The 24,468-nt window shown below is 60.2% G+C and carries 13 protein-coding genes; 9 read left to right on the plus strand and 4 right to left on the minus strand.

Annotated features, from left to right (window positions below; genetic code table 11):
* Nucleotides 1-5: 5 nt before the first annotated feature.
* On the minus strand, nt 6-2,381 hold the full coding sequence (locus VL130_RS11065) for a glycoside hydrolase family 127 protein (protein WP_325362949.1): 2,376 nt from the start codon (nt 2,379-2,381) through the stop codon (nt 6-8).
* A 413-nt stretch (nt 2,382-2,794) separates the two neighbouring features.
* Between VL130_RS11065 and VL130_RS11070 the strand changes: the two genes are divergently transcribed.
* Nucleotides 2,795-5,671, plus strand: coding sequence for a TonB-dependent receptor (locus VL130_RS11070; protein WP_325362951.1), 2,877 nt, complete (start codon nt 2,795-2,797; stop codon nt 5,669-5,671).
* 81 nt (nt 5,672-5,752) lie between these two features.
* Here VL130_RS11070 and VL130_RS11075 read toward each other — a convergent pair whose 3' ends face one another.
* Nucleotides 5,753-7,264, minus strand: coding sequence for a tryptophan halogenase family protein (locus VL130_RS11075; RefSeq protein ID WP_325362953.1), 1,512 nt, complete (start codon nt 7,262-7,264; stop codon nt 5,753-5,755).
* 143 nt (nt 7,265-7,407) lie between these two features.
* Here VL130_RS11075 and VL130_RS11080 point away from each other — a divergent pair, with 143 nt between their 5' ends.
* Nucleotides 7,408-7,965 (plus strand): hypothetical protein, encoded by a 558-nt coding sequence (locus tag VL130_RS11080; RefSeq protein ID WP_325362955.1) that lies wholly within the window; start codon nt 7,408-7,410, stop codon nt 7,963-7,965.
* Between the two features lie 16 nt (nt 7,966-7,981).
* Entirely contained in the window at nt 7,982-10,255 is a 2,274-nt protein-coding gene (locus VL130_RS11085) for a S9 family peptidase (RefSeq protein ID WP_325362956.1), read from the plus strand.
* A gap of 37 nt (nt 10,256-10,292) precedes the next feature.
* On the opposite strand, the gene VL130_RS11090 is transcribed toward VL130_RS11085, so the two are convergent.
* Nucleotides 10,293-11,513, minus strand: a complete 1,221-nt coding sequence (locus VL130_RS11090) for an MFS transporter (protein WP_325362958.1) — start codon at nt 11,511-11,513, stop codon at nt 10,293-10,295.
* 126 nt (nt 11,514-11,639) lie between these two features.
* Here VL130_RS11090 and VL130_RS11095 point away from each other — a divergent pair, with 126 nt between their 5' ends.
* From VL130_RS11095 to VL130_RS11105, 3 genes are all read left to right on the plus strand, one after another.
* Complete coding sequence (locus VL130_RS11095; RefSeq protein ID WP_325362960.1) at nt 11,640-12,410, plus strand: helix-turn-helix transcriptional regulator; 771 nt, start codon at nt 11,640-11,642, stop codon at nt 12,408-12,410.
* A gap of 60 nt (nt 12,411-12,470) precedes the next feature.
* Nucleotides 12,471-13,370 (plus strand): alpha/beta hydrolase family esterase, encoded by a 900-nt coding sequence (locus tag VL130_RS11100; RefSeq protein WP_325362962.1) that lies wholly within the window; start codon nt 12,471-12,473, stop codon nt 13,368-13,370.
* A 195-nt stretch (nt 13,371-13,565) separates the two neighbouring features.
* The gene (locus tag VL130_RS11105) at nt 13,566-15,554 is read left to right on the plus strand and encodes a glycoside hydrolase family 97 protein (RefSeq protein ID WP_325362963.1); all 1,989 of its coding nucleotides are present in this window, start codon (nt 13,566-13,568) and stop codon (nt 15,552-15,554) included.
* Nucleotides 15,555-15,918: 364 nt separating this feature from the next.
* Here VL130_RS11105 and VL130_RS11110 read toward each other — a convergent pair whose 3' ends face one another.
* On the minus strand, nt 15,919-16,584 hold the full coding sequence (locus VL130_RS11110) for a GntR family transcriptional regulator (RefSeq protein ID WP_325362964.1): 666 nt from the start codon (nt 16,582-16,584) through the stop codon (nt 15,919-15,921).
* 280 nt (nt 16,585-16,864) lie between these two features.
* Here VL130_RS11110 and VL130_RS11115 point away from each other — a divergent pair, with 280 nt between their 5' ends.
* The 3 genes from VL130_RS11115 to VL130_RS11125 all read left to right on the plus strand — a co-directional run bounded on the left by VL130_RS11115 (nt 16,865) and on the right by VL130_RS11125 (nt 24,450).
* Nucleotides 16,865-18,424: a family 43 glycosylhydrolase gene (locus VL130_RS11115; protein WP_325362965.1), complete on the plus strand. Its 1,560-nt coding sequence runs from the start codon at nt 16,865-16,867 to the stop codon at nt 18,422-18,424.
* A gap of 32 nt (nt 18,425-18,456) precedes the next feature.
* On the plus strand, nt 18,457-21,297 hold the full coding sequence (locus VL130_RS11120) for a glycoside hydrolase family 127 protein (protein WP_325362966.1): 2,841 nt from the start codon (nt 18,457-18,459) through the stop codon (nt 21,295-21,297).
* Nucleotides 21,298-21,465: 168 nt separating this feature from the next.
* The gene (locus tag VL130_RS11125) at nt 21,466-24,450 is read left to right on the plus strand and encodes a TonB-dependent receptor plug domain-containing protein (protein WP_325362967.1); all 2,985 of its coding nucleotides are present in this window, start codon (nt 21,466-21,468) and stop codon (nt 24,448-24,450) included.
* The last annotated feature ends 18 nt before the right edge of the window (nt 24,451-24,468 follow it).

Raw genomic sequence — 24,468 nt, forward strand, 5'->3', positions numbered from 1 at the left:
GATTTTCAGGCCTTCACATCTGAGGGCGCGGCGGTGAACAGCAGGACGCCGAAGACCATGCCGGTGGAGCGGCCTTCCACAGGCACGAGCTTGACCGTCACCGAGGTTTTGCTCTGCGTCAGGGCTTCCGGCACAGGGTATTGCTCATCGAAGAACTCACCGGGCTTTACGGGTGCCTTGTGTGAGACGGTCGTCATTTTCTGGCCGTCGATCAGGATATCGAACGCGCACTTGTCATCGCCCCAATAGGTCGCCTGCATGACCAGCGGGCCGGGCTTGACTTTCATGGTGAAGGACATGAAACCGCCGGAGCGGGCGTCACGGCCATTGCGGCCGCGATAGGTGCCGGGCCAGGACACGTCCGATTCGAGGTTGTGGTCGCGTTCGGCCTGCATTTCGCCGAGGTGCATGACATCGACCGAACGCGCGGCGAGGTCGCGCTGGCGGGCCTGTTCGGCGATAAAGGCGGCTTCCTCGACCTTCCAGGCGGCCTCGTCGAAGGCCTTGAAATAGACGCCGCTGCGGCGTTCATACTGGCTGTAGAAGGGCACGAAGTTGAGTTCGCCTGGGCGACCGATACCGACCGTTTTATAGTGCGCCTTCTCAATAGCCACGGGCGCGAAGCCGGCCAGCAGATCATCGCCGACCAGCGCCGGTTCGGTCGCCTTGTAATCCTCATCGACGGAACCGAGATCGGCCGCCAGCACCAGCGGGCCACGCAGAATGGCCACGACGCCGGGATTGTCACTGGTCGGTTCGATGAGCAGGTCAAGCGGCAGCGAGAGGGCGATCTTGTCGCCGGCCTGCCAGACGCGATCGACGATCAGATAACCGCGGTCGCGCGTCGCTTCGGCCGGCCTGCCATTCAGCTTGAGCGAGGCGGTTCTCGCCCAGCCGGGCACACGCAGGGCCAGTTTGAAACGGGTCGGACGGCGGATGGCGGTCAGGCTGAGGCGCACCTCACCGTCAAACGGATAGCCGGTATCGAGGCGCAGGCTGGCATTCTTGGCCGCCCACTTGGCGGTCGAGGGGATATAAAGATTGACGAACAGCGTGTCGTCGTCTTGCCAGTAGATCGACTCGGCGTGCCGGGCGTGGCTTTCCATGCCGGTGCCGTGGCAGCAGGTCCAGTTATCGACCGGATCGGAGAAGCCGCGGGCGGCGCCGGTGAACAGCGGCGTCATGTAGGAGAACATGCCGGTCTTCGGGTTTTGCTGCGCCAGCACATGGTTGAGATGGGCGCGCTCGAAATAGTCGAAATAACCGGCGTCGGGCGCCCAGCTATAGAGCTGGCGCGACAGCTTCATCATGTTGTAGGTGGCGCAATGCTCGCAAGTCGCCTCGGTGATGTGCTTCGAGATGGTGTCCGGGTCGAAGAAATATTCGCGGTCGCCATTGCCGCCGATAACGAAGCTGTGGTGCTTGGTCACGCGCTCGTAGAAGAAGTCGGACGCCGTATGGTAATCGGCCTTGCCGGTGACTTCGTACAGGCGCGCCAGGCCGAGCACCTTTGGGATATTGGTGTTGGAGTGGATATTGGCCAGCTTGTCTTCGCGCGCCACCAGTGAATCGAGTACCCTGTGGTGATAGAGGCGCTCGGCCAGTTTCAGCCAGCGGGGATCATTGGTGCGGGCGTATAACTCGGCGAAGCTGTCATTGATGCCGCCGTGTTCGCAGTTGAGCACCTCCTGTACCTGGGCGTCATCGAGTGCGGCGAAGACTTTGTCGATATAGAGGCTGAGATTGACGGCGACCGGAATCGCCTTGTCGAGGCCGCAGAAGGTCTGGGCGTCATAAAGGCCGGCATAGAGCTTGTGCCAGTTATAGAAGGGCACCCAGCAACCATTGAGGTCGAAACCGGCCGAGCGGATATCGCCCGCCATGATTTCCGGGAAGATTTCCTTGCCGTCAACCACCGTGCCGTCTTTGCGTTTGCGCAGGAAGCCGGCGACGTAACCATCGCCCTGCATCCCCTGGATCAGGGCCAGTTCATCGATGACGTAGGATGCGTGGGCTTTCAGCGCCGGATCGCCCGTTTGCGCATACATCAGCGAGATAGCCGAGAGGTAGTGGCCGAGGCTGTGGCCGGCGATGGTGTCCTGCTCCCAGCCGCCATAGGCTTCGGCCTTCGGCTTCAGGCCGGCGCCCTTGCGGAAATTATGCAGGAAGCGGTCAGGTTCGAGCGTGATGAGATAGGCATGGTTGACGTCGAGCGCCGTCTTGAAATCGGACGGCAGCAGGCGGACATCCGACAAGGGCAGGGCGGTGGCCTTTTGTGGTGTTATTACACCGGCAAAGGCGTGGCGGGAAATCAGGCTGAACCCTGCGAAAGCCACCGTTGCGGTTAAGATTTGGCGACGATTGCCGGTCAAAATAGCCATGTTTACCCTCCAGTTGTCGGACAATTTGGTATACAATATACATGCAATTGCAAGCGGGAAAGCGTATAGCTGTCGCCACAATGTGAGGTTTCACAGACGAAATATCTGGTTCTGATTGGATTTTGTTGCGGAAATATTTCAAATTCATGCATGTTTTCAAAATGTGAATTTACATATTATATATTAAATTCAATGTATTATGTTCAAATTTTTGCTGCGTCCCTATATGTGGAATACGGGCAGGGCATACCTTTCGCCTGTTGCATGTTAGCCACATTAAATTGTCATGTTATTGGATTTGTCATGATATCGCCGTATATCGTATAAAATATTTTGACGACCTTCGATTTTCATGTCCACATCGTCACATCGGGTTTTTTTGAAAACGGGGACTATAGATGTTGACGACACGAGTGAGTAAAACTGTATTGCTGGCCGCCACAGGTCTGGCTGCGGCGATGATCTGCGCGCCGGCCCTGGCGCAGGAGCCGACCGCTGCCGAAAAGGCCGCCGCTGCTGCTGCCGAAGCGCAAAGCGATGAGGTCATTATCGTCAAGGGGTTGCGCAAGAGCTTGAAGTCGGCTGTCGACCGCAAGCGCAAGGCGGCCCAGATCGTCGATTCGATCGACGCCGAAGACGCCGGCAAGCTGCCGGATAATAACGTCATCGAAGCCATTGCACGCGTCACCGGTGTTCAGATCGAACGCGAACGCGGCGAAGGTTCGGGGCTGAAAATCCGCGGCATGGAAGATGTCCAGACCACCCTGAATGGTTCGCCGAACAATACCGGTGTTGGTCGTGCAGCCTCGCTTAACGATATCCCCGCCGAACTGCTGAAGTCGGTTCAGGTCTACAAGAACCGCACGGCTGATCAGGTCGAAGGCGGTATCGCCGGTACGGTCAATGTTGACCTGCGTCGTCCGTTCGACCTGCCGAAGAAGTGGACCTTTGCGGGCAGCATCCGCAATGTCTCTGCCGATGTCGGCAGCACCGAAAGCCCCTATGCTTCAGCCCTGGTGTCCAAGCGCTGGGATACGCCGATCGGTGAGATGGGCTTCCTGCTCAACGCCTCATTCCAGGAAAATAATTATAAAGAACAGTGGGTTACGTCGGAAACGCCGTATGACTTCCGCTGGTGGGATACGCAGCGCCTGAGCCTGCCTGCCGACAGACTACCCACCAACGAAGCTGGCAAAATGGGCGATGTCATCGCACCCTATAAGGTTCAGAACGGTATCCAGGTCGGTACGGTCAAACGCAATTCCTACAATGCCGCCTTCCAGTGGCGCGCCACGGAAAATCTGGACTTCCTGATCGAAGCCTCCGGCTTCAACGCTGATGAGAATCGCGCAGACGATTTCCTTGAAGCCCGCATTAAGGACAGTCCCGGCACCCTGTCGAACATCGTCTTCATGCCGGATGGCCACACGATCAAGTTCGTGACATCGACTGATCCCAATCCGGCGGATGGCAATATCCTGCCAATCGGGCCGTTCGCCCGCGATAACGTCATCACCACGCGCAACACCCGCGTCAATTTTGAGGCGCATTACAACAAGGACCGATGGACGGTCAATTTTGGCGCTTATCGTGACGAAAACCGCCTGGACCTCGACTGGTATCAGCAGTTGCTGCGCATGAAGAACATGGGATCGGTCAATTTTGACTTCGCCTCGGACAAGATGGCGGAGCCTGGGCCTTACCTGCAATTCTTCGATACCGCCGGAAAGGCTTACGATTTCAGTAACAAGGACAACTACTATGTCCGCGAGATCGAGAACGGCAAGGGCTACGAAACCAGCACGGAAAACGTCTTTACGCTTGATGGCACCTATCGGGTCAGCGACGACAAGCTGATCCGCAGCATTCAGATGGGCGTCCGTAAGACCACCCGCGACGCTGCACGTCTCTACGGTTATCGTTATGCCGGCTTCGCGGACGCCAAGGCCATCCTGCTGAATGATTTCCCCGGCGGCACGGGCGCCAACACCATCTTTGCCGACGTGCCGGGCTATCAGTCGGCGCAATGGTATCGCATGTCGCTCGACAGCTATCTGGCCAATTTTGACGCGATCCGCGGCCTGGCCTCCGATCCGGCTACTCTGTCCTATGGCGGCGGCGGCGCATGGGACCCCGCGACCGGTGCGGTGCCGGCGACGGAACAATGGTCGACCGCAGAGGTGCAGACCGAGCGGATGATGGGGTCGTTCACGACCCAGGAAAACACTGCGGCTATTTATGCCCAGATATTCTATGGCTTCAAGATCGGCAATATCCCAGTAGATGGGGTGATCGGCGGGCGCGAGATTCATACCTGGGGCAGCAGCTTCTCCTATGATCGCCAGATCAACTGGCTTCCTAACCCAAGCTACGATCCCACCCTGCCGGAGGGCACGCCAGGCAATGACGAACTGATCGTCGGCACGCCCGACCAGATCATGGTGCCGCGCACCACGGAACTGGATTACAAGGACTTCCTGCCCAGCGCTCACGCCGTGGTTCACTTCACACCGAAACTGCAGTTCCGCGTGGCCTATTCGTTCAACGTCCAGCGTCCGCGCTTTGACCAGGCAACGTCCTTCACCTTCCTCGACGCGGGCAACAAGAGCACCAATGTCGGTGGCGGCTGGGGCGGCAACGCCAATCTGAAAGCCAACAAGGAAGACAATTACGATGCTTCGCTGGAATATTACTTCGGTCGCGGCAGCGTTATCTCCTTTGCCGCCTATCTGAAGAAGCCAGACGGCTTCATCTATGACTCCACCGAACTGGAGACGATCGACGGCAAGCAGTACAATATCACCCGCCCGCGTAACGCCAGCCCCGGCACTTTCCAGGGTTACGAGTTCAACGCGCAAGGCTTCTTCGACTTCCTGCCGGGCAAGCTCGCCAACTTCGGCGGCCAGTTCAACTACACCTATAACCAAGTCGCCAAGATCGATTATCCGGGTGATGATGATAACGCGGTCGGCAATTCGAAATACACCTATAACCTGATGTTGTACTACGATACGCCGCAATTTAGCGCCCGTATCGCCTATAACTACCGCGACCGTTTCCGCGCTTGGGCTTTGCCTGAATTCTCGGAATACTCGCCATATGTCGAGGCCACTTCGCGTCTGGATGCGGCCGTCAACTGGACGCCGGTCAAGTACATGACCCTCAGCCTGGAAGGCACTAACCTGCTTCAGAACAACACCCAGATGTATTGGGGTGAGCAGAAACTGTTGCCGCAAGGTATGCGGGTTCAGGCCCGGACCGTTCAGCTCAGCGCGCGTTTCCGTTACTGATCTGATTGCTGCCAAAGCAAAACACCCCGCCGGGCAACCGGCGGGGTGTTTTTTTGTACTTGATGCAAAAAAAGAATTGAGTCAGACGTTAACCAGTTGCGGTGAAGGGCACACCTTGGCGACATAGGCGTCGTGCATGGGCATCGCATTGGCCAGGCCCGTCGTGCCTTCCTTCACGCGATCCATCCGCCAGCGGAACTCGTCTTCCGTCATCAGGTCGGCAACGGGGTGATAGGATTTAGGCGTCAGGCCTTGCCCGACAAGGACGGCGAACCAGCTCGCCTCCTTGAACAGTTCGTTGGGTTGCACCAGCGACAGATTGTTCTGCTCGAAGCTTTCCAGGCGCGCTTTCAGGCTGTCGGGGATATCCATATGCTTGCACCAGGCCCAGAACGGCGTGTCCTCGCGCGTCGTGATCTTGTAGTGGGCGATCAGGAAGTCCTTCACATCGTCATAGGCGAACAGCATTTCACGGTTGAAGTTTGAGCGCAGGCTGTCGGTGATCCGGTCGCGCGGGAAGTAGCGGATCAGCTTCATGATCGCTTCCTGCAACAGGTGGATCGAGGTTGATTCCAGCGGTTCGAGGAAGCCGCTGGCTAGCCCCATCGCCACGACATTGCGGTTCCATTGCAGTTTGCGGTGACCAGTCGTGAAGCGGATGATGCGCGGATCGGCCTGCGGCTTGCCATCGAGCCGTTGCAGCAGCAGTTCGGCGGCCTTGTCTTCCGAAAGGAAGTTTTCGCAGAAGACATAACCGTTGCCGGTGCGGTGTTGCAGGGCGATGCGCCATTGCCAGCCGGCTTCGCGGGCGGTCAGTTGCGTATAGGGGGTGACGGGCTTCACCTTGTCGCACGGTACGGCGGCGGCGCGATTGCACGGCAGCCAGTGGCTCCAGTCGGTATAGCCGGTTTTCAGCGTCTGCTCGATCAGCAGGCCGCGGAAACCGGAGCAGTCGATGAACAGGTCGCCGGCGATGGTCTGGCCGCTTTCCAGCGTGACCGAGGTGATGTCGCCGGTTTCCGGGTGTTGCGTGACGGTGGTGATCTTGCCTTCCTGGCGCACGACGCCAAGTGCCTCGCTGTAACGGCGCAGGAATTTGGCGTAGAGCGAGGCGTCGAAATGGAAGGCATAGTTGACGTTCGGCGCCTTCGGGTTGATCTCGCTCATGCGGCCGAAGCGGCCCTGCCGGGCGGCGACGGTTTGCGGATTGAACAGGCCGAAATCCGCTGCTCCCCCTGCGAGGCGATAGCGCATCCAGTAGTGGGTGAAGTTGACATTCATATCGACGCCATAGGTGCCGAACGGGTGGAAATACTCGCTGCCGGGCGCCGACCAGTCGAGGAAGCGCAGGCCCAGCTTGAAGGTGGCGTTGGTCTCCTTCACGAACTGGTTCTCGTCGAGTTCCAGAAGCTTGTTGAATTCCTGGATGGTCGGAATGGTCGCTTCACCAACCCCGACAATGCCGATCTCGTCGGATTCGATCAGGGTGAGGCTGTACTTTTGCGTGCCAAAAACCTTGGCAAGCGCCGAGACGGCCATCCAGCCGGCCGTGCCGCCGCCCACTACCACGATTTTACGAATATGACCTGCCATCCGAACGCCTTATAATCTTGTTGTCAGGCGATTATGACCGGCTGGCCTGCTATGTCAATTCATCGGTATATCGTATAAAATATTTGACATTTAAATATGGCCGTGCGGATTATGTCTGACAATAGTTTGGTGGGGGTTGTGACATGCGGATAGCGAAGCTTTTTATATTGGGTGCGGGGATTGCGCTGGCCGGGATGAGCCAGGCAGCCCTGGCGGAAACCGTGACGGTGAAGGTGCCGGGCACATCCATGCCGTGGGTCATCAAGAAGAAAAATCCGGACCTGCCCTATGGCAAGGTCGATGGTACGGCCCCGGCTGTGGCGGCGCTGAAACTGACCGCCGGCACGCCATTGCAGATCACCGCGACGGGATCGACCACGACCGTGGCCGGCGGTGGCGGTTTCGATCCCGGCGGCCAGGCTGAATTTATCTGTGATGACCATCTCGGCGGTTCGGGGATGCCGTTTCCCAGCATGTATATGGGGCATGGTTTCTATCCGGTGCATCTCAATGAGCTGGTGGCCGTCTTTACCGACGCCAAGGGCAAGATCGTCAAGTCGCCGTTCCCGATCGGGCCGGGCCTGAACATCACCGTGCCAGAAGGGGCGGAGGCCATCCAGTTCGGTCTCAATGACGACATCTATGCCGACAATACCGGCGAGATCGAGGTGACCATCACCTCGGCTCCGCCCGCGCAATAATTTTAAAGAGTAGATCATGCGATTATTTCCCCTTCTCGTAACCGGCGGCGCTTCACTGCTCGCCCTGACCTCCGTCGCCTATGCCGAAACCGCGCCGATCGCCGAGCGCTACGCCACCGCGCAATCGTATCTGGCGGGCAAGACCGGTGAACTGGTCACCGATCTCGACCTGCGGGCGCGTTTCGTGGCGGGCGGAACGAAAGTGCTCTATCGCCACGGCGCCAAAGGGCAGGGGGTGATCGCGCTGGCCGATGCCGCTACGGGGCAGATCAGCGATCTGGTGACGGAAGCGGCCATGCAGCCGCTGTTGGCGACTGTATTGGGCGATAAGGGACCGTTCGATGTCTCGCCGGAAGATTACGACGCCGACAAGCGCAGCCTGACCTTTTCGTCGGGCGGGCGCAAACTGATCTACGACATGGCCGCGAATACGGTCACGAACGCACCGCCACCGCCGGCCATCGATGAAGGCGTGGTGTCGCCGGACGGCCTCTACAAGGTGATCCACAAGGGCTATGATCTGGCTCTGGTCGAGATCGCCACCGGCAAGGAAACGTCGCTAACCGCCAATGGCAGCTATGACCAGCGCTACGGCATGAACTACCCGATGTTCGCCGATATGGTGGCGGCCCAGACCGAAACCCCGCCCATGCCGGTCAGCGTGCAGTGGTCGCCGGATTCGAAGCAGATCCTGACCTACCGCATGGACCGCAACAACAGCTACATCTGGCATGGCGTCCAGCCCAATCCGCCGGGCAGCCAGTTCCCGCGCCACTATGATTATGTCTACCCGACCGCCGGCGCCGAATTCGTGCCGCAGATCGTGCCGGTGGTGATCGATGTGGCCGCGTCGCTCAAGGGCACGGTCGCGCCGAAAGTGCTCAATGTGCCGGCCAATTCCCTGCTGTGGCCGGGCGATCCCAATATGAGCTGGGACAAGGACAAGGTGCTCTATCAGTGGACCAAACGCGGTTATGGCGAGGTCAATCAGTACGAGATCGATCCGGCTGCCAATGTCGCCACTCTGCGGGTGCATGAAGCGGTCAAACCGATCGTGACGGTGACCTCATCGCAGGTCAGGCCGGTGCCCGAACTGAACGGCGATCTGGTGATTTCCGAGCGCACCAGCTGGGCGCAGCTTTACTATGTCGCCAAGGGGACAAACCCGGCCGGCGGCAAGGCGCTGACGAAAGGCAACTGGGAAGTCACCGATATCGTGCGCGTCGATGACAAGGCGAAGGCGCTGCTGGTCACCGGCATCGGCCGCGAGGCCGGCGTCAATCCCTATTTCTCCAGCCTGTACAGCGTCACGCTCGATGGCGCGATCCGCAACCTGACACCCGAACCGCTGGATCACGATGTCAGCGTGTCGGAAGACGGCAAGACCTTCATCGACCGCATGTCCAGCCCGACCGTACCGACGCGCACCCTGCTGCGCAGCGCGGCGGATGGCCATATCATCGCCGAACTCGGCAAGGCTGATCCATCGGCGCTGCTGGCCAGCGGCTTCACGCCCGCCGAACCGTTCCAGACCCTGGCTGACGACGGCAAGACCGTGCTCTATGGCATGATCTTTCGGCCGAAGAACTTCGATGCGTCGAAGACCTATCCGGTGATCGAATATGTCTATACCGGCCCCACCACCCATGTGATCGACGAGACCTATGGCCGCAATATCCGCAATCCGGCGGTCGGCATGGCACAGATCGGCGCCATCGTGGTCGAGATCGACGCACGCGGCAGTTCGCAGCGCGGCCAGGCCTTCCGCCTGCCGGCCTACCAGAATCTGGGCGAGGTCGGGCTGGACGATCATATCTGGGTGCTGAAGGCGATGAAGGCGAAATACAGCTATTTCGACCTCGATCGCGTCGGCGTGTTCGGCCATTCGGCTGGCGGTTATGACGCGGCGCGCTTCATCCTGCGCCGGCCTGATTTTTACAAGGTGGCGGTGGCCAATTCGGGCAATCAGGATCAGCGGCTCGACAAGGCGTGGTGGCCGGAAGTCTCGATGGGCGCCGCCGACGATGCGACCTGGGAGAAAAACTCCAATATTCCGCTGGCCGGCAATCTCAAGGGCCATCTGATGCTGACCCACGGTGACATCGACGACAACGTGCCGGTAGCGGCGACCCTGCGGCTCGATGCGGCGCTGGTGGCGGCCAACAAGCCGCATGAACTGGTCATCTTCGCTAACCGCAATCACAATACGATCGGTCCGTACTACTGGCGCAAGCATATGGACTTCTTCACCCAGCATTTGCTGGGCGAGACGCCGCCTGCGATCCAGTAACAAAAAGCCTGACCACAATAAGCGGTCAGGCTTTTTGTTATACCTTCTGCCGCGCCCTGAGGTCCGGCAGCCAGGCGGCCAGCAGGCCGATGGCCGGCAGGACAGCGCAGACCTGGAACACGGTGTCTATGCCCCAGACATCGGCCACCTTGCCGAGCACCGCGGCGCCGATGCCGCCCATACCGAACGAGAAGCCAAAAAATAGCCCGGAGATCATCCCCACCTTGCCGGGCACCAGTTCCTGCGCGAAGACGACGATCGCCGGGAAGGCCGAAGCCAGCATCAGGCCGATGATGACGCTGAGCACGCCGACCCACATCAGCGACACATAGGGCAGCAGCAGGGTGAACGGCAGGACGCCCAGTATCGACGCCCAGATGACGTATTTGCGGCCGAAGCGGTCACCGATCGGTCCGCCGATGAAGGTGCCCGCCGCCACCGCCGCCAGGAAGACGAACAGGTGCATCTGGGCATTGCCGACCGACACGCCGAAATGGTGGATCAGGTAGAAGGTGAAGTAGCTGGTCAGGCTGGCGAGGTAGACATATTTCGAGAAGATCATGGCCAGCAGGATGGCAATACCGCGCCGGGCCGCGCCTTTTGGCAGGACGACGCCCTCCATCGCCTTGCGGTTCAGGTTGAGGCGCGTCAGGCCGTGATGGCGATACCACTGGCTGACATTCCACAAAACGGCGCAGGACAACAGGGCCAGCAGGGCGAAGGTGGCGATGCTGCTCTGGCCCCAGCGCACGACGACGATCGCCGCTGCCAGCGGGCCGAGCGCCGAGCCGGTATTGCCGCCGACCTGAAACAGGGCTTGGGCCATGCCGTTGCGACCGCCGGCCGCGGCCCGAATGACGCGTGAGGATTCCGGGTGGAAGATCGAAGACCCCATGCCCAGGGCGCAGGCGCCCAATAGCAGCAGCGGATAGATGTGCGCCGTCGACAGGATGGCCAGGCCGGTCAAAGTAAACAGCGGGCCGCCGGGCAGGGCCAGTGGCGTCGGCCGGCGGTCGGCATAGAGGCCGACAAGCGGTTGCAGGATCGAGGCGGTGATCTGGTAGGCGAGGGTTATAACGCCGATCTGAGTGAAGCTGAGGCCCAGCCCGCTTTTCAGATTGGGGTAGATGGCGGGCAGCAGGGCCTGCATCATGTCATTGAGCATGTGGCAGAAGGCGACGGCCAGAATAACGGAAAAGACGGTGCCGCCGGCCTGTACGACGGGGGCGGGGACTGTGGCGGTTGGCGATTGTTCCATGATGGACTTCCTCTGTAATGGAGGCCGTGATAGAGGAAAGGCGAGCGTCCCGCATTCCATGACGGGACTATATGTTTTGAGAGTGGGGCGATCCATGAAGAACTCTGGTCATGAAAAACCCGGGCCATGAAAGAACCCTGGATATACCGCAATGAGTATGATCACATTCCGCGCCCAATCGTGGCAAGGGCCAGGAGCTATCCGCCTTCCTTCGAGCTGGATTGGCACACGCATGGACGTGGCCAGTTCGTCTATGCCGCCAGCGGGGTCGTGGTCCTGAGTACGCCCTACGGCGCCTGGGTGGCGCCGCCGGAACGTGCGGTGTGGACGCCGGCGGGAATGCCGCATTCGGTGCGTATGGTCGGCGCGGTCGAAACGCGCAGCGTGCTGCTCGATGAGGACACCGCGCGCCTGCTGGGGCCGAAATCGGCCGTTATGAGCGTCTCGCCCCTGCTGCGGCAGCTGTTGATCGCCGCGGCGGACCTGCCGCTGGAATATGACATCAGTGGCCGTGATGGGCTGGTGATGTCGCTACTGGCGGCGGAACTGGCCCATGCGCCGCGCGTCGATCTGTCGGTGCCCTTTCCGGTATCGCCGAAACTGGCGGCACGCTGCCATGCCTTTCTGGAAGCGCCGGATATCCATGCCACGATCGAAGACTGGTGTGACGCCCTGGGCATGGACCGTCGTGCCTTTACCCGTGCTTTCCGGCGTGAAACCGGGATGAGTTTCGGTGAATGGCGGCAGCAGGCCTGCCTGCTGGTGGCCCTGCCGCGGCTGGCGGCGGGGGAAAGCGTCACCGCCATCGCGCTCGATCTGGGTTATGACAGTCCCGCCGCCTTTTCGACCATGTTCCGCCGGTTGCTGGGCGTGCCGCCAAGTCGGTATGCCGGTTAGTTCGGCGATTGACGCTTTCAGATGCCGGCCATAGGGTGCGGGCCTTAGCCGGAGGTCACCATGAAGCGTTTGTATTCTATAATTATCATTCTGGCTCTGATCGGCTGGAATGGCATGGCCCACGCGGCGGGCTGCGGAATAGGCGCGGCGGGCACGACGCAAAGCATCGCCATTGGTAACACCGGGCGGTCGATGTTGATTCACTTGCCGGTAAGTGCTGACGGTTCGCCCTTGCCGGTCCTGTTTCTTTTTCATGGCAGCACCGGCACCGGCGCGGGGATGCTAAAGGATTCGCGGCTGGAAGAGACCGCCGACCGGCATGGCTTTATCGTTGCCGCGCCCGATGGCGGGATTGCGGTGGAGAAGGGTTTTGTCTGGAACATTCCCGGTGTGCCGACCGTCACCGGCGCCATTCCCACGGAAACCGACGCCGATGATGTCGCCTATATTGGCGCGGCGATCGACTGGCTGGTCGGGCAGGGCTGCGTGGCGCGCGATCAGGTCTACGCCACAGGGCTTTCCGGCGGCGGACGGATGACCTCGTGGCTGGGGTGCGTCGATGCCGACCGCTTCGCCGCCATCGCGCCGGTGGTGGGATTGCGCGCCGGTAATCCGTCGAAAGCCGATCCGACAAAGCCCGATCCGGCCACCTGTAAGCCATCGCGCCCCATGCCGGTCATCGCCTTCGCCGGTGACAAGGATACCACCAATCCGATCGAAGGCGGCGGCGCGGGCTACTGGCAATACACCATGCACGCCGCCGAACAGCGATGGGCGCAACTGAATGGCTGCGCTGCGGCGCCGACAACCGAGTGGGTGGCGACCGGCGTCTATGAGGAGCGCTATACCGGCTGCCGTGGTGGTGCGGACGTGGCCGGGCGGATTACCGTCGGCGGCAAACACCAATGGGTGGTCGATAACGAGGCGATGTGGGCGTTTCTGTCGCACTATCGCCGATAGAGCAAAATGACTTAGATAGAATCGTCATTTTGCTCTATCTTTTTGTTTTGCCGCGCAATTTATCCGAAACGAAGTTCGGCGAAGCCAAAAGTGGTGGCCACTTTGTCGGATTGCGCTCTAGGACTAACTTCCGGCTTTACAGGTCAATATCGTATACGGTATCCGTGTGGGGTTCTCCAACCCAAAGGTCTTGTCATGCGCCGTTCCCTGCTGTTGCTTCCGTTATTGCTGATGGCCGGTGCGGCACAGGCCGAAACCTGGGCCGTGAATTCCCCGGATGGACAAGTTGTCGTAACCATCGACAAGGCCGATGCTGGATTGCCAAAATACAGCGTCAGCTTTCATGGAAAGACCTTTATCGCGCCATCGGAACTGGGCCTGCGCACCGATCTCGCCGGGTTTGGCGCGAAAGGCTTTGATGCGCCAGCCGTGACGACGCGCGCGGTCAACGAGACTTACAAGATCGTGGCCGGCAAGGCCGCCAGCGCTCCTGACCATTATAACGAACAGACCCTGACCTTTCATGAAACCGGCGGCAGCCGTAATCTGACGCTGATTTTCCGCGTCTATGACTCAGGCGTTGCCTTTCGCTATATCGTCCCGGCGCAAGACGCGGCTTACGGCCTTTATGGTGAAAAGACCGAGTTTGCCTTCGCTGCCGACTATGACTGCTGGGGACTGAACCTTGGCAAGTTCCACAACGCCCACGAAGGCGAATTCGATCCCGTCAAGGCGTCGCTGATCCGCGACCACAGCCTGTTCGACTCGCCATTGGTCTGCAAGACGGGTGAGGGGGAAAGTACCTTCGCTCTGGCCGAATCCGATATCGACCACTATCCGGCGACCTATTATTCGCGCACCGGCGACAACAAACTCGGCGTGGCCATCCACCTGCCGCCGCGCCCCGACGCTGACGACATCAAGCCCTATGTGGCGAAGTTCGCCAGCGATGCCGAGGTGAAGACGCCGTGGCGGGTGATCATGGTCGGCGACAGCCCGCGCCAACTGGTCGAATCGAACCTGATCGCCACGCTTGGCGCGCCGTCGCGGATAAAGGACGCAAGCTGGATCAAGCCGGGCAAGAGCGCCTGGGACTGGTGGAATGGCTTCCGCGCGCCGGTGGCCAATCCCGGCATCAATACCGAAACCTACAAGGCCTATGTCGATTTCGCCCACGAGATGGGGCTGGACTATATCCTGATCGACGAGGGCTGGTATGCCGGTTCCTCCACACGGTCCAAGCCGGGCGCTGACGTGACGAAACCGATCGCCGCCGTCGATATGCCGGCCATCATCGGCTATGCGAAAGACCGCAATGTCCGCGTCATGGTCTGGCTGCAATGGCAGCAACTCGACTGGCAACTGGACGACGCACTGGCGGCTTATGAAACGTGGGGACTGGCCGGGATCAAGGTCGATTTTATGGACCGCTCCGACCAGGACATCACCGACTATTATCACCGCGTCCTGTCAAAGGCCGCCGATCACCACCTGCTGGTCGACCTGCACGGCGCCTATGCGCCATCCGGTCTGCTGCGCACATATCCCAACTATATCACGCAGGAAGGCGTGCTGGGGGCGGAATATAACAAATGGACGACGCGCATCACCGCCACGCACAATGTCACCCTGCCGTTCACCCGCATGATCCTGGGGCCGATCGACTATACGCCGGGCGGCTTCGGCAACCGCACGCCGCAGACCTTTGAAATCCACGAGGGTCATCCGCTGACCCAGACGACGCGCGGCCAGGCCATCGCCATGTATGTCGTCTATGACAGTCCGCTGGTCATGGTGGCCGACGCGCCGCAAGCTTACAAGAAGGCGGATGGCGCCTGGGAGGATGGCGTCGATTTCATCCAGGCCGTGCCGACGAGCTGGGACGAGACCCGCGTGCTGCAAGGCGATATCGGCCAATATATCGTCACCGCCCGCCGCAAGGGCGACGTCTGGTATGTTGGCGCCATGACCAATGAGCTGGGCCGCACGATCGAAGTGCCGCTGAACTTCCTCGGTGTCGGCAGGTATGAGGCGACCGTCTGGCAGGACGGAGACACGCCGACGACCCTGACCCGCGCCACGCGCAAGATCAGCGCGACCGACAGCCTGACCCTCAAACTGACCGGATCGGGCGGTGGGACCGCTATCATTCGTCCTGAAAAGACGTTGAAAAAGAAGGCATAAGCATCACGCTTTCGTAATCGTATAATTTATATTTGACGCGCGGCGCGATCAATGGTTTAGATTACTCAGTCAATTAGCCTCCACCATTCCTCCCTGGAAAGGCGCGCTGCTTGATGAACGTTGTCGCTTCGTTACGGACGTGTTGAGTATCTGTCCGGATCGCCAGGGGTTCTCCGGCCTTAGTGCGGTAGGCTTCGGGCGGCGCGTTTAACGTCTCTGATCTGGTTCCGGATCACCCTTTCCGATGCCCGCCCGGTCTCACTCCCGTGACCGGCCTCGTGCATCGGGACAAACTTTCAAACGCCTGTCGCAACGGTCCCCCCAATGCGGCAGGCGTTTTTTTATGCGAATTTTGGGGATCGGCTTAGGCGCTGGCCACCATCTTTTCCATTTCAAACTGCTTGCGCAGGTCTTCCAGCGTTATGGCGATATGCTGCCGCATTAGGGCGGACACCTCATCCGACCTGCCGGCCGACCACAGGTCCAGCAGGGCGGAGTGCTCATTATGGGCGCGATCGTCGCGGCCCGCCGGCTCCAGATGCTTGCCGACATAGCGTTCACAGATAATGTTCAGCCGTTCAATGATCTGGAGCGTGACCTGACGATGCAGCGGGCGGACCAGCGACATGTGGAAGGCGCGGTTGAGCTTGCCGACCTGGGTTTTATCGGTATTGGCGGCGACATCGAGCGCATCGAGCGCGGCGCGGGCGGCCTTGCGGTCGGCGTCGGTTGCCATTTTCGCAGCCTCGCCAACGGCGTCGGGTTCCAGTTTGAGGCGCAGGGCGTAGATCTCTTCGACTTCATCAACATTGAGCGGACGAACAAAGTAACCGCGATTGGCGTGTGACAGCAGCAAGCCTTCCTGTTCTAGGCGGGCCAGGGCTTCGCGCAGCGGAATCTTGCTGACGCCCAGTTCGGCGGCCAGGGCGTCCTGACGGATGGCGGCGTCTGCCGGGATCCTGCCGGAAATGATGCGATCGCGGACCAGGGAGAAAATCTGTTCGGAGAGGGTTTGAACCACAATTGTCATGGCGGACCTTGCGATGGAGAAAGGGAGGAAAGTTATATAATTTAAGCTTTACCGGCTTGTCAGGCATTCATTCTGGTGTCCGGCAAGCTGTGTCAGGGTTGATTAAGGGGTGATTCTGCAACTTCAGGAATGGAGGTATCTTTCAGGGAGGCAAAGGCCTATTGCTATTGTCAGACTATTGTATACCGTATAACACTTAAGAAAGTGCGCAACCTGACAAAAGAGGCCAGTGATGACCCGGAATTTTGCCAATCCCCAGTTTAAAATCAGGCGTGGTTTTATGTCGCTAATCTGCGTCCTGCCGCTGCTGATGGCGTGCGCGCAGGCGCAAGAGTGGGAAACCGTCCAATCGCCAGGCAATCCGATCCTGGCCGACGGCAAGGACTATAGCACCGATCCGGCGCCGCTGGTGGCCAATGGCAAGCTCTATATCCTGACAGGCCGCGATACGGCCGCGCCCGGCGTCAACGACTTCATCATGCCGGAATGGCAGATGCTGGAAACCGAAGATCCGGCCTCCGGCGTGTGGCGGCATAATCCGCATTTCGTTCGTCCGGAAGCCGTGTTCAAATGGGCGACGCCGGCGCGCGCCTATGCCGGCCAGATCGTACAGGGGCCTGACAAGCGCTATTACATGTACGCGCCGATCATCGAGGCGGACAGCAAGAATAAGGACCCGTTCGCCATCGGGGTGGCGGTTTCCGACAGTCCGGAAGGGCCGTGGACCGATGCGCATCCCTCAGGCCCGATCGTGTCGCAGTCCTATCCGGTCAAGAACGAGATCGAGAACATCGACCCGACCGTGCTGGTCGATGACGATGGCCGCGTCTATTTCTACTGGGGCACGTTCGGCCGCCTGAAAGGCGTCGAGCTGGAACAGGACATGGTGACCTTCAAGGGCCAGCCAGTCGATGTCCATGGCCTCAAGGGCTTCTTCGAGGCGCCCTGGTTCTTCAAGCGCAACGGCACATACTATATGATGTATGCCGGCAATACGGCTGGTCCGGACTCGGAGTGCACCGAAGCGGTCTACTATGCCTGTCAGGCTTACGGCACGGCATCGTCGCCGCTCGGCCCGTGGACCTATCAGGGAGTGCTGCTCGATCCGGTGTCCTCGACCACCTCGCATGGCGGCATCGTGCAATATAAGGACAAGTGGTATCTCGCCTATCACACGGCGGATGCGAAAGGCGGCGATCACTTCCGCCGCAGCGTCGCTATCGATGAGGTCAAATGGGATGACAGCGTGACGCCGGCCCTGATCGAGAAGGTGATTCCGACGCATCTGCCGGCGCCGGCGCCCTTGCCAACGCGCAATATCGCCCCGGCGGCGCGCATCGTCGCCTCCAATTCGCCGGTGCCGGTGCAGTACTGGATCAGGGCGCTGAATGACGGCAAGGTGCATGAAAACCCGCTACCGCCCGACACATGGGGCACCTGGTCGCCGAACAATCCGGCGCAGCAATGGGTGGTCTACCAGTGGGAACAAAAGCTGAAATTCAATGGTTCGCGCATCCGGTTCTGGAATGACCAGCCGGCAGGTTCCGGCGTCGGGGTAGCCGCCCCGAAAGCCTGGCGTCTTGAATACTGGAATGAGCAGAAATGGGTGCCGGTATCCAATGTCAGCGCCTATGGCACCTCGACCGATGCCTTCAATGACGTCAGCTTCGATATAGTCGAAACGCGCTGCCTGCGGGCGGTGTTTGATGCCTCGACCGATGGCAAGTCCTATGCCGCCGTGGCCGCCCAGGAATGGGAAGCGCTGTACCCCAAGCCGGTTCTGGTCGAGCCGGCGGATACCAAACTGCCGGCCTCGCCGGTCTGCGCCGCGACTGAATAAAACCCGCAATCAATCAAAAAGAAGAAATGCCAATGTCCAGGAAGTTCCTCGCCGAAACCAATCCCCATCTCTGTGAAGCCGCCTGCGGCTGTGGCGCCGTCAATCGCCGCTCCGTTTTCGCCTGCGCCGCCGGCGCGGCGGTCTTCGCCGGTCTCGGCAGCTTTGCGTTTGCGTCGCGCGCCGATGAAACGTCGGTCAACCTGGCGAAGGTGGCCACGCCCTCGACCTCTTTCCAGTCCGGCGACAGCAAGGTCAGCGCCATTAATGACGGCGCGGTTCCGGCCAACTCCGCCGACACTGAAAAGGGCATGTACGGCAACTGGCCGAAGACCGGCACCGAATGGGTGCAGTATGACTGGAGCCAGCCGGTCAGCCTGAACAAGGTGGCCGTCTACTGGTGGGTGGACGGGCAGGGCGTCGGTGCGCCACAGGCCTGCCGCGTGCTCTACTGGGACGGCAAGGCCTTTGTGCCGGTAGCCAATGCCAATGGCCTTGGCGTGGCGAAGGACAGTTTCAATACCACCACCTTCGATCCGGTGACCACCGACAAGCTGCGCCTGGAAATCGTCTCGGACGGCAAGCTGTCCACCGGCGTGCTGGAATGGCAGGCATGGAGCGTGGGTCCGGTGCCGGCCTTTGCCCCGGTTGTGGCGGCGGGTATTGATCGCACCGTCGTCATGGGCGGCAAGACCTACCTGATGGGCAAGACGGACACCCTGACCGCCGGTGGCGATACCGGCAGCCTGTGGCGTAAAATCTCTGGCCCAGGCAATGTCACCTTCGCCGACGCGCTGTCGCCGGAAACCACGGCCACCGTCTCGGCGCCGGGCGCCTATATTCTTGAACTCACCGCCCATGCCGGTGGGCAGGTCTCGACCTCGCGTCTGCGCCTCAATGCCCAGGTCGCGCCGCCGCCCCAGCGCCTTGATGTCGTCTATACCAAGAATTACACTATCGACAGCCCGCTGTGGAACGCCCGCGCCAAGGCCCTGATCGTCAACTGGATTCCACACGTCATCGATTACTGCGAACGTACCGACCTCAAGATCGGTAATGGCGGCCTCGACAACTTCATCGAAACCGGCAAGGCCAATCGCGGCGAACCGCATGGCCCGCACAAGGGCTATGTCTTCTCCAATGCCTGGGTGGTCGAGTCGGTCGAGGCCATGTGCATCGCCCTGATGGTTGATCCACAGGGCGATCCGGAAATGATCAAGGCGCAGGACAAGATGCGCGCCACCCTGGAGCGCTGGATTCCGATCATCCTGGCGGCGCAGGAACCGGACGGCTATCTGCAAACGGCCAAGACTCTGGCCGCGCCGGGGGCATGGGACGAGCGCTGGGATCCGGCGCACCGTTCCGATCACGAAGGCTATATCGCCGGCTATTTCATTGAATCCGCCATCAACCATTACACCCTGACCAATGGCCAGGATCTGCGCCTGTATAACGCCGCGAAGAAGCTGGCCGATTGCTGGGTCGCCAATATTGGCCCCGGCAAGAAGGAATGGTTCGACGGTCACCAGGAGATGGAGCAGGCGCTCGTCCGCTTCGGCCGCTTCGTGAATGACGAAGAGGGCAATGGCAGGGGCGACAGCTACATCGCGCTCGCCCGCTTCCTGCTGGAATCGCGTCGTGGCGGCCAGGAATACGACCAGAGCCACCTGCCGCCGATCAAGCAGTACGAGGCCGTCGGCCATGCCGTTCGCGCCGTCTACTTCTATTCCGGCATGGCCGATATCGCCGCCGAAACCGGCGATGTCGACTACCAGAGCGCGGTCGCCTCGCTGTGGGACAATATGGTCAACCGCAAATACTATGTCACCGGCGGCGTTGGCTCGGGCGAAACCTCGGAAGGCTTCGGACCGGATTACTCCTTGCGCAACGGCGCCTATTGTGAATCGTGCTCCAGCGCCGGCCTGATCTTCTTCCAGTACAAGATGAACCTGGCCTACCACGACGCCAAATACGCCGATCTCTACGAGCAGACCATGTACAACGCCCTGCTCGGCGGCATCGATCTCGACGGCAAGAGCTTTTGCTACACCAATCCGCTGGTGAATACCGAGCGCACCCTGTGGCACGTCTGCCCGTGCTGCGTCGCCAATATCCCGCGCACCCTGCTGATGATCCCGACCTGGACCTATGTGAAGGACGCCAGGGGGCTGTACGTCAATATGTTCGTAGGCAGCAAGATCACGGTCGAGAAGGTGGCCGGCACCGATGTCGAGATGGTGCAGAAAACCGACTATCCGTGGAACGGCCAGGTCAAGATCACCGTCAATCCGAAAGAAACGAAGACTTTCGCCCTGCATGTCCGTATCCCGGACCGTACCACCAGCGAACTCTATACCACCGTGCCGGTGGTCAATGGCGTCAAGCTGTTCAAGGTCAATGGCAAGGCGATGACACCGAAGATCGTCAATGGCTATGCCGTCGTCGAGCGCCAATGGCAGGCCGGCGACACCATCGAACTGGAACTGCCAATGGCGCCGCAGCGCATCTATGCCGATCCGAAGATCGAGGCCGATCGCGGCCTGGTGGCGCTGGGCTATGGCCCGCTGGTCTATAATGTCGAACTGGCCGACCAGAAAAGCATCACCCAGCCACTCGGCAAGGCCGCTCTGAAAGCGGAATGGAAGCCGGATCTGCTGGGCGGCGTCATGGCGCTGAGCGGCAAGTGGGCCGATGGTTCTGCCATGCTGGCCGTGCCCAACTATGCCCGCATGAATCGTATCGGTGGTCCGGAAGAGATTGGCGCCGGTGATGTCGATTACGCGCCGGGAACCGAACAGGCGGCCCTAGCCGAGGTGGGGCCGCGCCGGCATTTCAAGGGGCTGCAATCCCAGGTGTGGGTCAAAAATCAAGCCTAAAAGGCGAGGAGGGGGAGGGAGCTAACATCCTCCCCCTTCGTTCATTTAGAAGATTGTGTCCATAAGGTGACAATGTTTCAGACTTTTTACCCGGACCTATCGTATACAGTAGTAAATATACTTAGATTATTATAGCGTCGGCCCTATAAACTTAAAAAGGGTCAGGTTATGAAACATTCGTCGCTTCGCGGCTCACTCACCTGTGGCTCGATCCTGGTCCTGAGCATGGCGGCCTTTGCCGCCGGTGCTTTCGCCCAGGAAACGTCAGGCGCCACTCAGGCCGCCGATGACGCGGCGTCGGAGACGACCGAGATCGTCGTGACCGGCACGCGCATCCGCCACAAGGGGGCGGCCAGCGCCACCCCGACCACGGTCATCAATGCTGAAACCATTCGCAAGACCGGCACGCGCCAGATCGCTGATCTCGTCAACCAGATGCCGGCGCTCGTTATCAGCCAGAGCGACCAGACCTCCAACGCCAACCGCGACAAGGATTCGCTCGATCAAAGCCACCCCGGCCTGAACGCGCTTGACCTGCGCGGCCTCGGCACCAAGCGGACCCTCGTTCTGGTTAATGGCCGCCGCCATGTGCCCGGCGCTCCTGGCACCTCGGCCGTCGATATCAGCACTATTCCCGCGGGCCTGGTTGACCGCATTGAAGTCATCACCGGCGGCGCCTCCGCCCAGTACGGCGCCGACGCCGTGGCTGGCGTGGCCAACTTCATCCTGAAGAAGAACTACGAAGGCCTCGACGCCAGCCTCCGCTACGGCAACTCGACCTATGGCGACATGCCGAGCTATGACGCCGATATCCTGTGGGGCAGGAATTTCGCCGGCGGCAAGGCCAATGTCACCCTGTATGGCTACTACGGCCAGTCCAACGGCGTCGTTGGTGGCCAGGATCGCCCGTCGACTGCCTATGGCAATCCGTGGTGGACCCGCCCGCCGGGCCAGACGATGAACACCATTCTCGACGACCAGCACAGCCTCAGCTACTCGAAGCGCGCCGTGGTTCTGCTGGGGTCGAAGCCCTACGTCTTCAATGATGACGGCACCATGCGTGCCCCGGTCCTCGGCTCGGCCGGTATCCTGCCCAATCAGCTCGACCTGACCCTGAATTCCAGTGTTACCCAACTGGCGACCAACAGTGGTTCCGAATTCGGCGGCCGCTACGACAACTGGCTGCTGTCGGTGCCCAATGACCGCTTCATCACACACGGCACCTTCGGCTACCAGTTCAACGACAATGTGCGCTATTTCCTCGAAGTCGATTACGCTACCAACAAATCGCATGGCGAATACGGCGTATGGTATGAAGGTGGCGGCAACAAGCTGTGGGACGGCAATCCTTTCATTACACCGGAAATCATCGCGGCCAATGACGGCAAGCCCTTCGGCGACGCCGGCCTGACCTTCGTGCGCCAGTATCCGGAATTCGGCAAGTCGCGCTCGGACTACAAGCGCGACATGTACCAGATGGTGACGGGCTTCGAGGGCGAACTGCCGGCCCTGTTCCGCGAGCATGACTGGGCCTGGTCGACCTACTTCTCGTATGGCAAGACCACCGAAACGATCCAGGATTTCAACAGCACTTCCAATGACCGTTATCTCCGTGCGCTCGACGCCGTGGCCGGTCCGGGCGGCACGCCGATCTGCTGGGTCAATTCCGACGCCGACACCTCGAACGACGATCCGAACTGCGTGCCGCTCAATCCGTTCAAGCCGGTGACGCAGGACGTCATCAAGTATCTGCAATATAACTCAAGCGCCTCTTCGACCTCGCTTGAGCAATACGTTCTGTCGGGTTATGCGACCGGCGGCATCTTCACCCTGCCGGCCGGCGAGGTCCAGGTGGCGTTGGGCGGCGAATACCGTCGTGAAGCCAATAATATCGGCGCTCGTGCCGAATACGATCCGAACAACCCGGCCTATGTGCCCGATTACGGCGTCGTCGAAAATCCGCTGAAAGGGTCTTTCGACGTCTCGGAACTGTTCGCCGAACTGAGCGTGCCGATCCTGAAGGACCTGCCGTTCGCCTATCGCCTGACGGCCGACGCCGCCGTCCGCACCGCCGATTATTCGACCGCCGGCAAGACAACCGCCGAGAAGTACGGCCTGCAATGGGCGCCGGTCAGGGATATCCGTTTCCGCGGCACTTACGGCAAGGCCGTTCGCGCGCCGAACATCAGCGAAGTCTTCACCGCCTCGTCGATCAGCGGCCAGTGGCTGAGCGATCCGTGCAACTACTGGAATCTGCCGAATCGCGTCGACAAGACCCAGTACACCGCCGCCAATTGCGCCGCGGTCATGCCGGCCAACGAGAACGACTACTGGCTGTATCTGGACGTCATCAAGAAGGGCAATGCCGATCTCAAGGTCGAAACGGCCAAGACCCTGACCCTCGGCGTGGTGCTGCAACCGCGCTTCCTGAAGAACTTCACCGCCACGTTCGATCACTACGATATCGATATGAGCAATGTGATCTCCTCGATCGAACCGCAGACCATCATCAACAAGTGCATGGATGCGCCGACGCTCGACAACTCCTACTGCGACATGATCGTGCGTGATCCGGTGACGCATAACCTGGTTTCGGTGGTGAAGCAGAATATCAACCTGGCCCGGCGCACCACCAGCGGCCTTGATGTGGAACTGGACTACTTCGTCGATCTGGAATCGTGGGGTTTCAGCAGCAACAGCGGTCGCCTGGGCATCAACACCATGATCACGCGCCTGTACGAAAACAAGTACACCGCCGATCCCGATCATCCCGAAGTGATCACCGATACGCTGGGCGTCTTCGGTTTCCCGAAAGTCAAGTCACGCACCGCCTTCACCTACAGCCGCGACAAGCTGTGGCTGGGATGGACCGTGCGCCACTATTCGGGGATGCGTCAGACCACGACGATCACGCAGGCCACCTATACGCCCTACATGACCAAGCCGATCGACTATAACGATTTCTACATGTCATATCAGTTGAAGCCGAACATGACCCTGGGGGCGGGCTTCACCAATGTCTTCAACAAGCAGCCGCCCCGTTATCCCGGCGCGGAAGCCGGCGGCGCCTATTTCGGCGACGAAGGCTGGCAGTCCGGCATTTATGACGTGATGGGCCGCACGGGCTATATCAGCCTCCGCTTCACCCGCTAAATATAAAAGGCCCCGGTA

It is taken from the genome of Asticcacaulis sp. (assembly GCF_035497195.1).
In the GTDB taxonomy this organism is placed as follows: domain Bacteria; phylum Pseudomonadota; class Alphaproteobacteria; order Caulobacterales; family Caulobacteraceae; genus Asticcacaulis.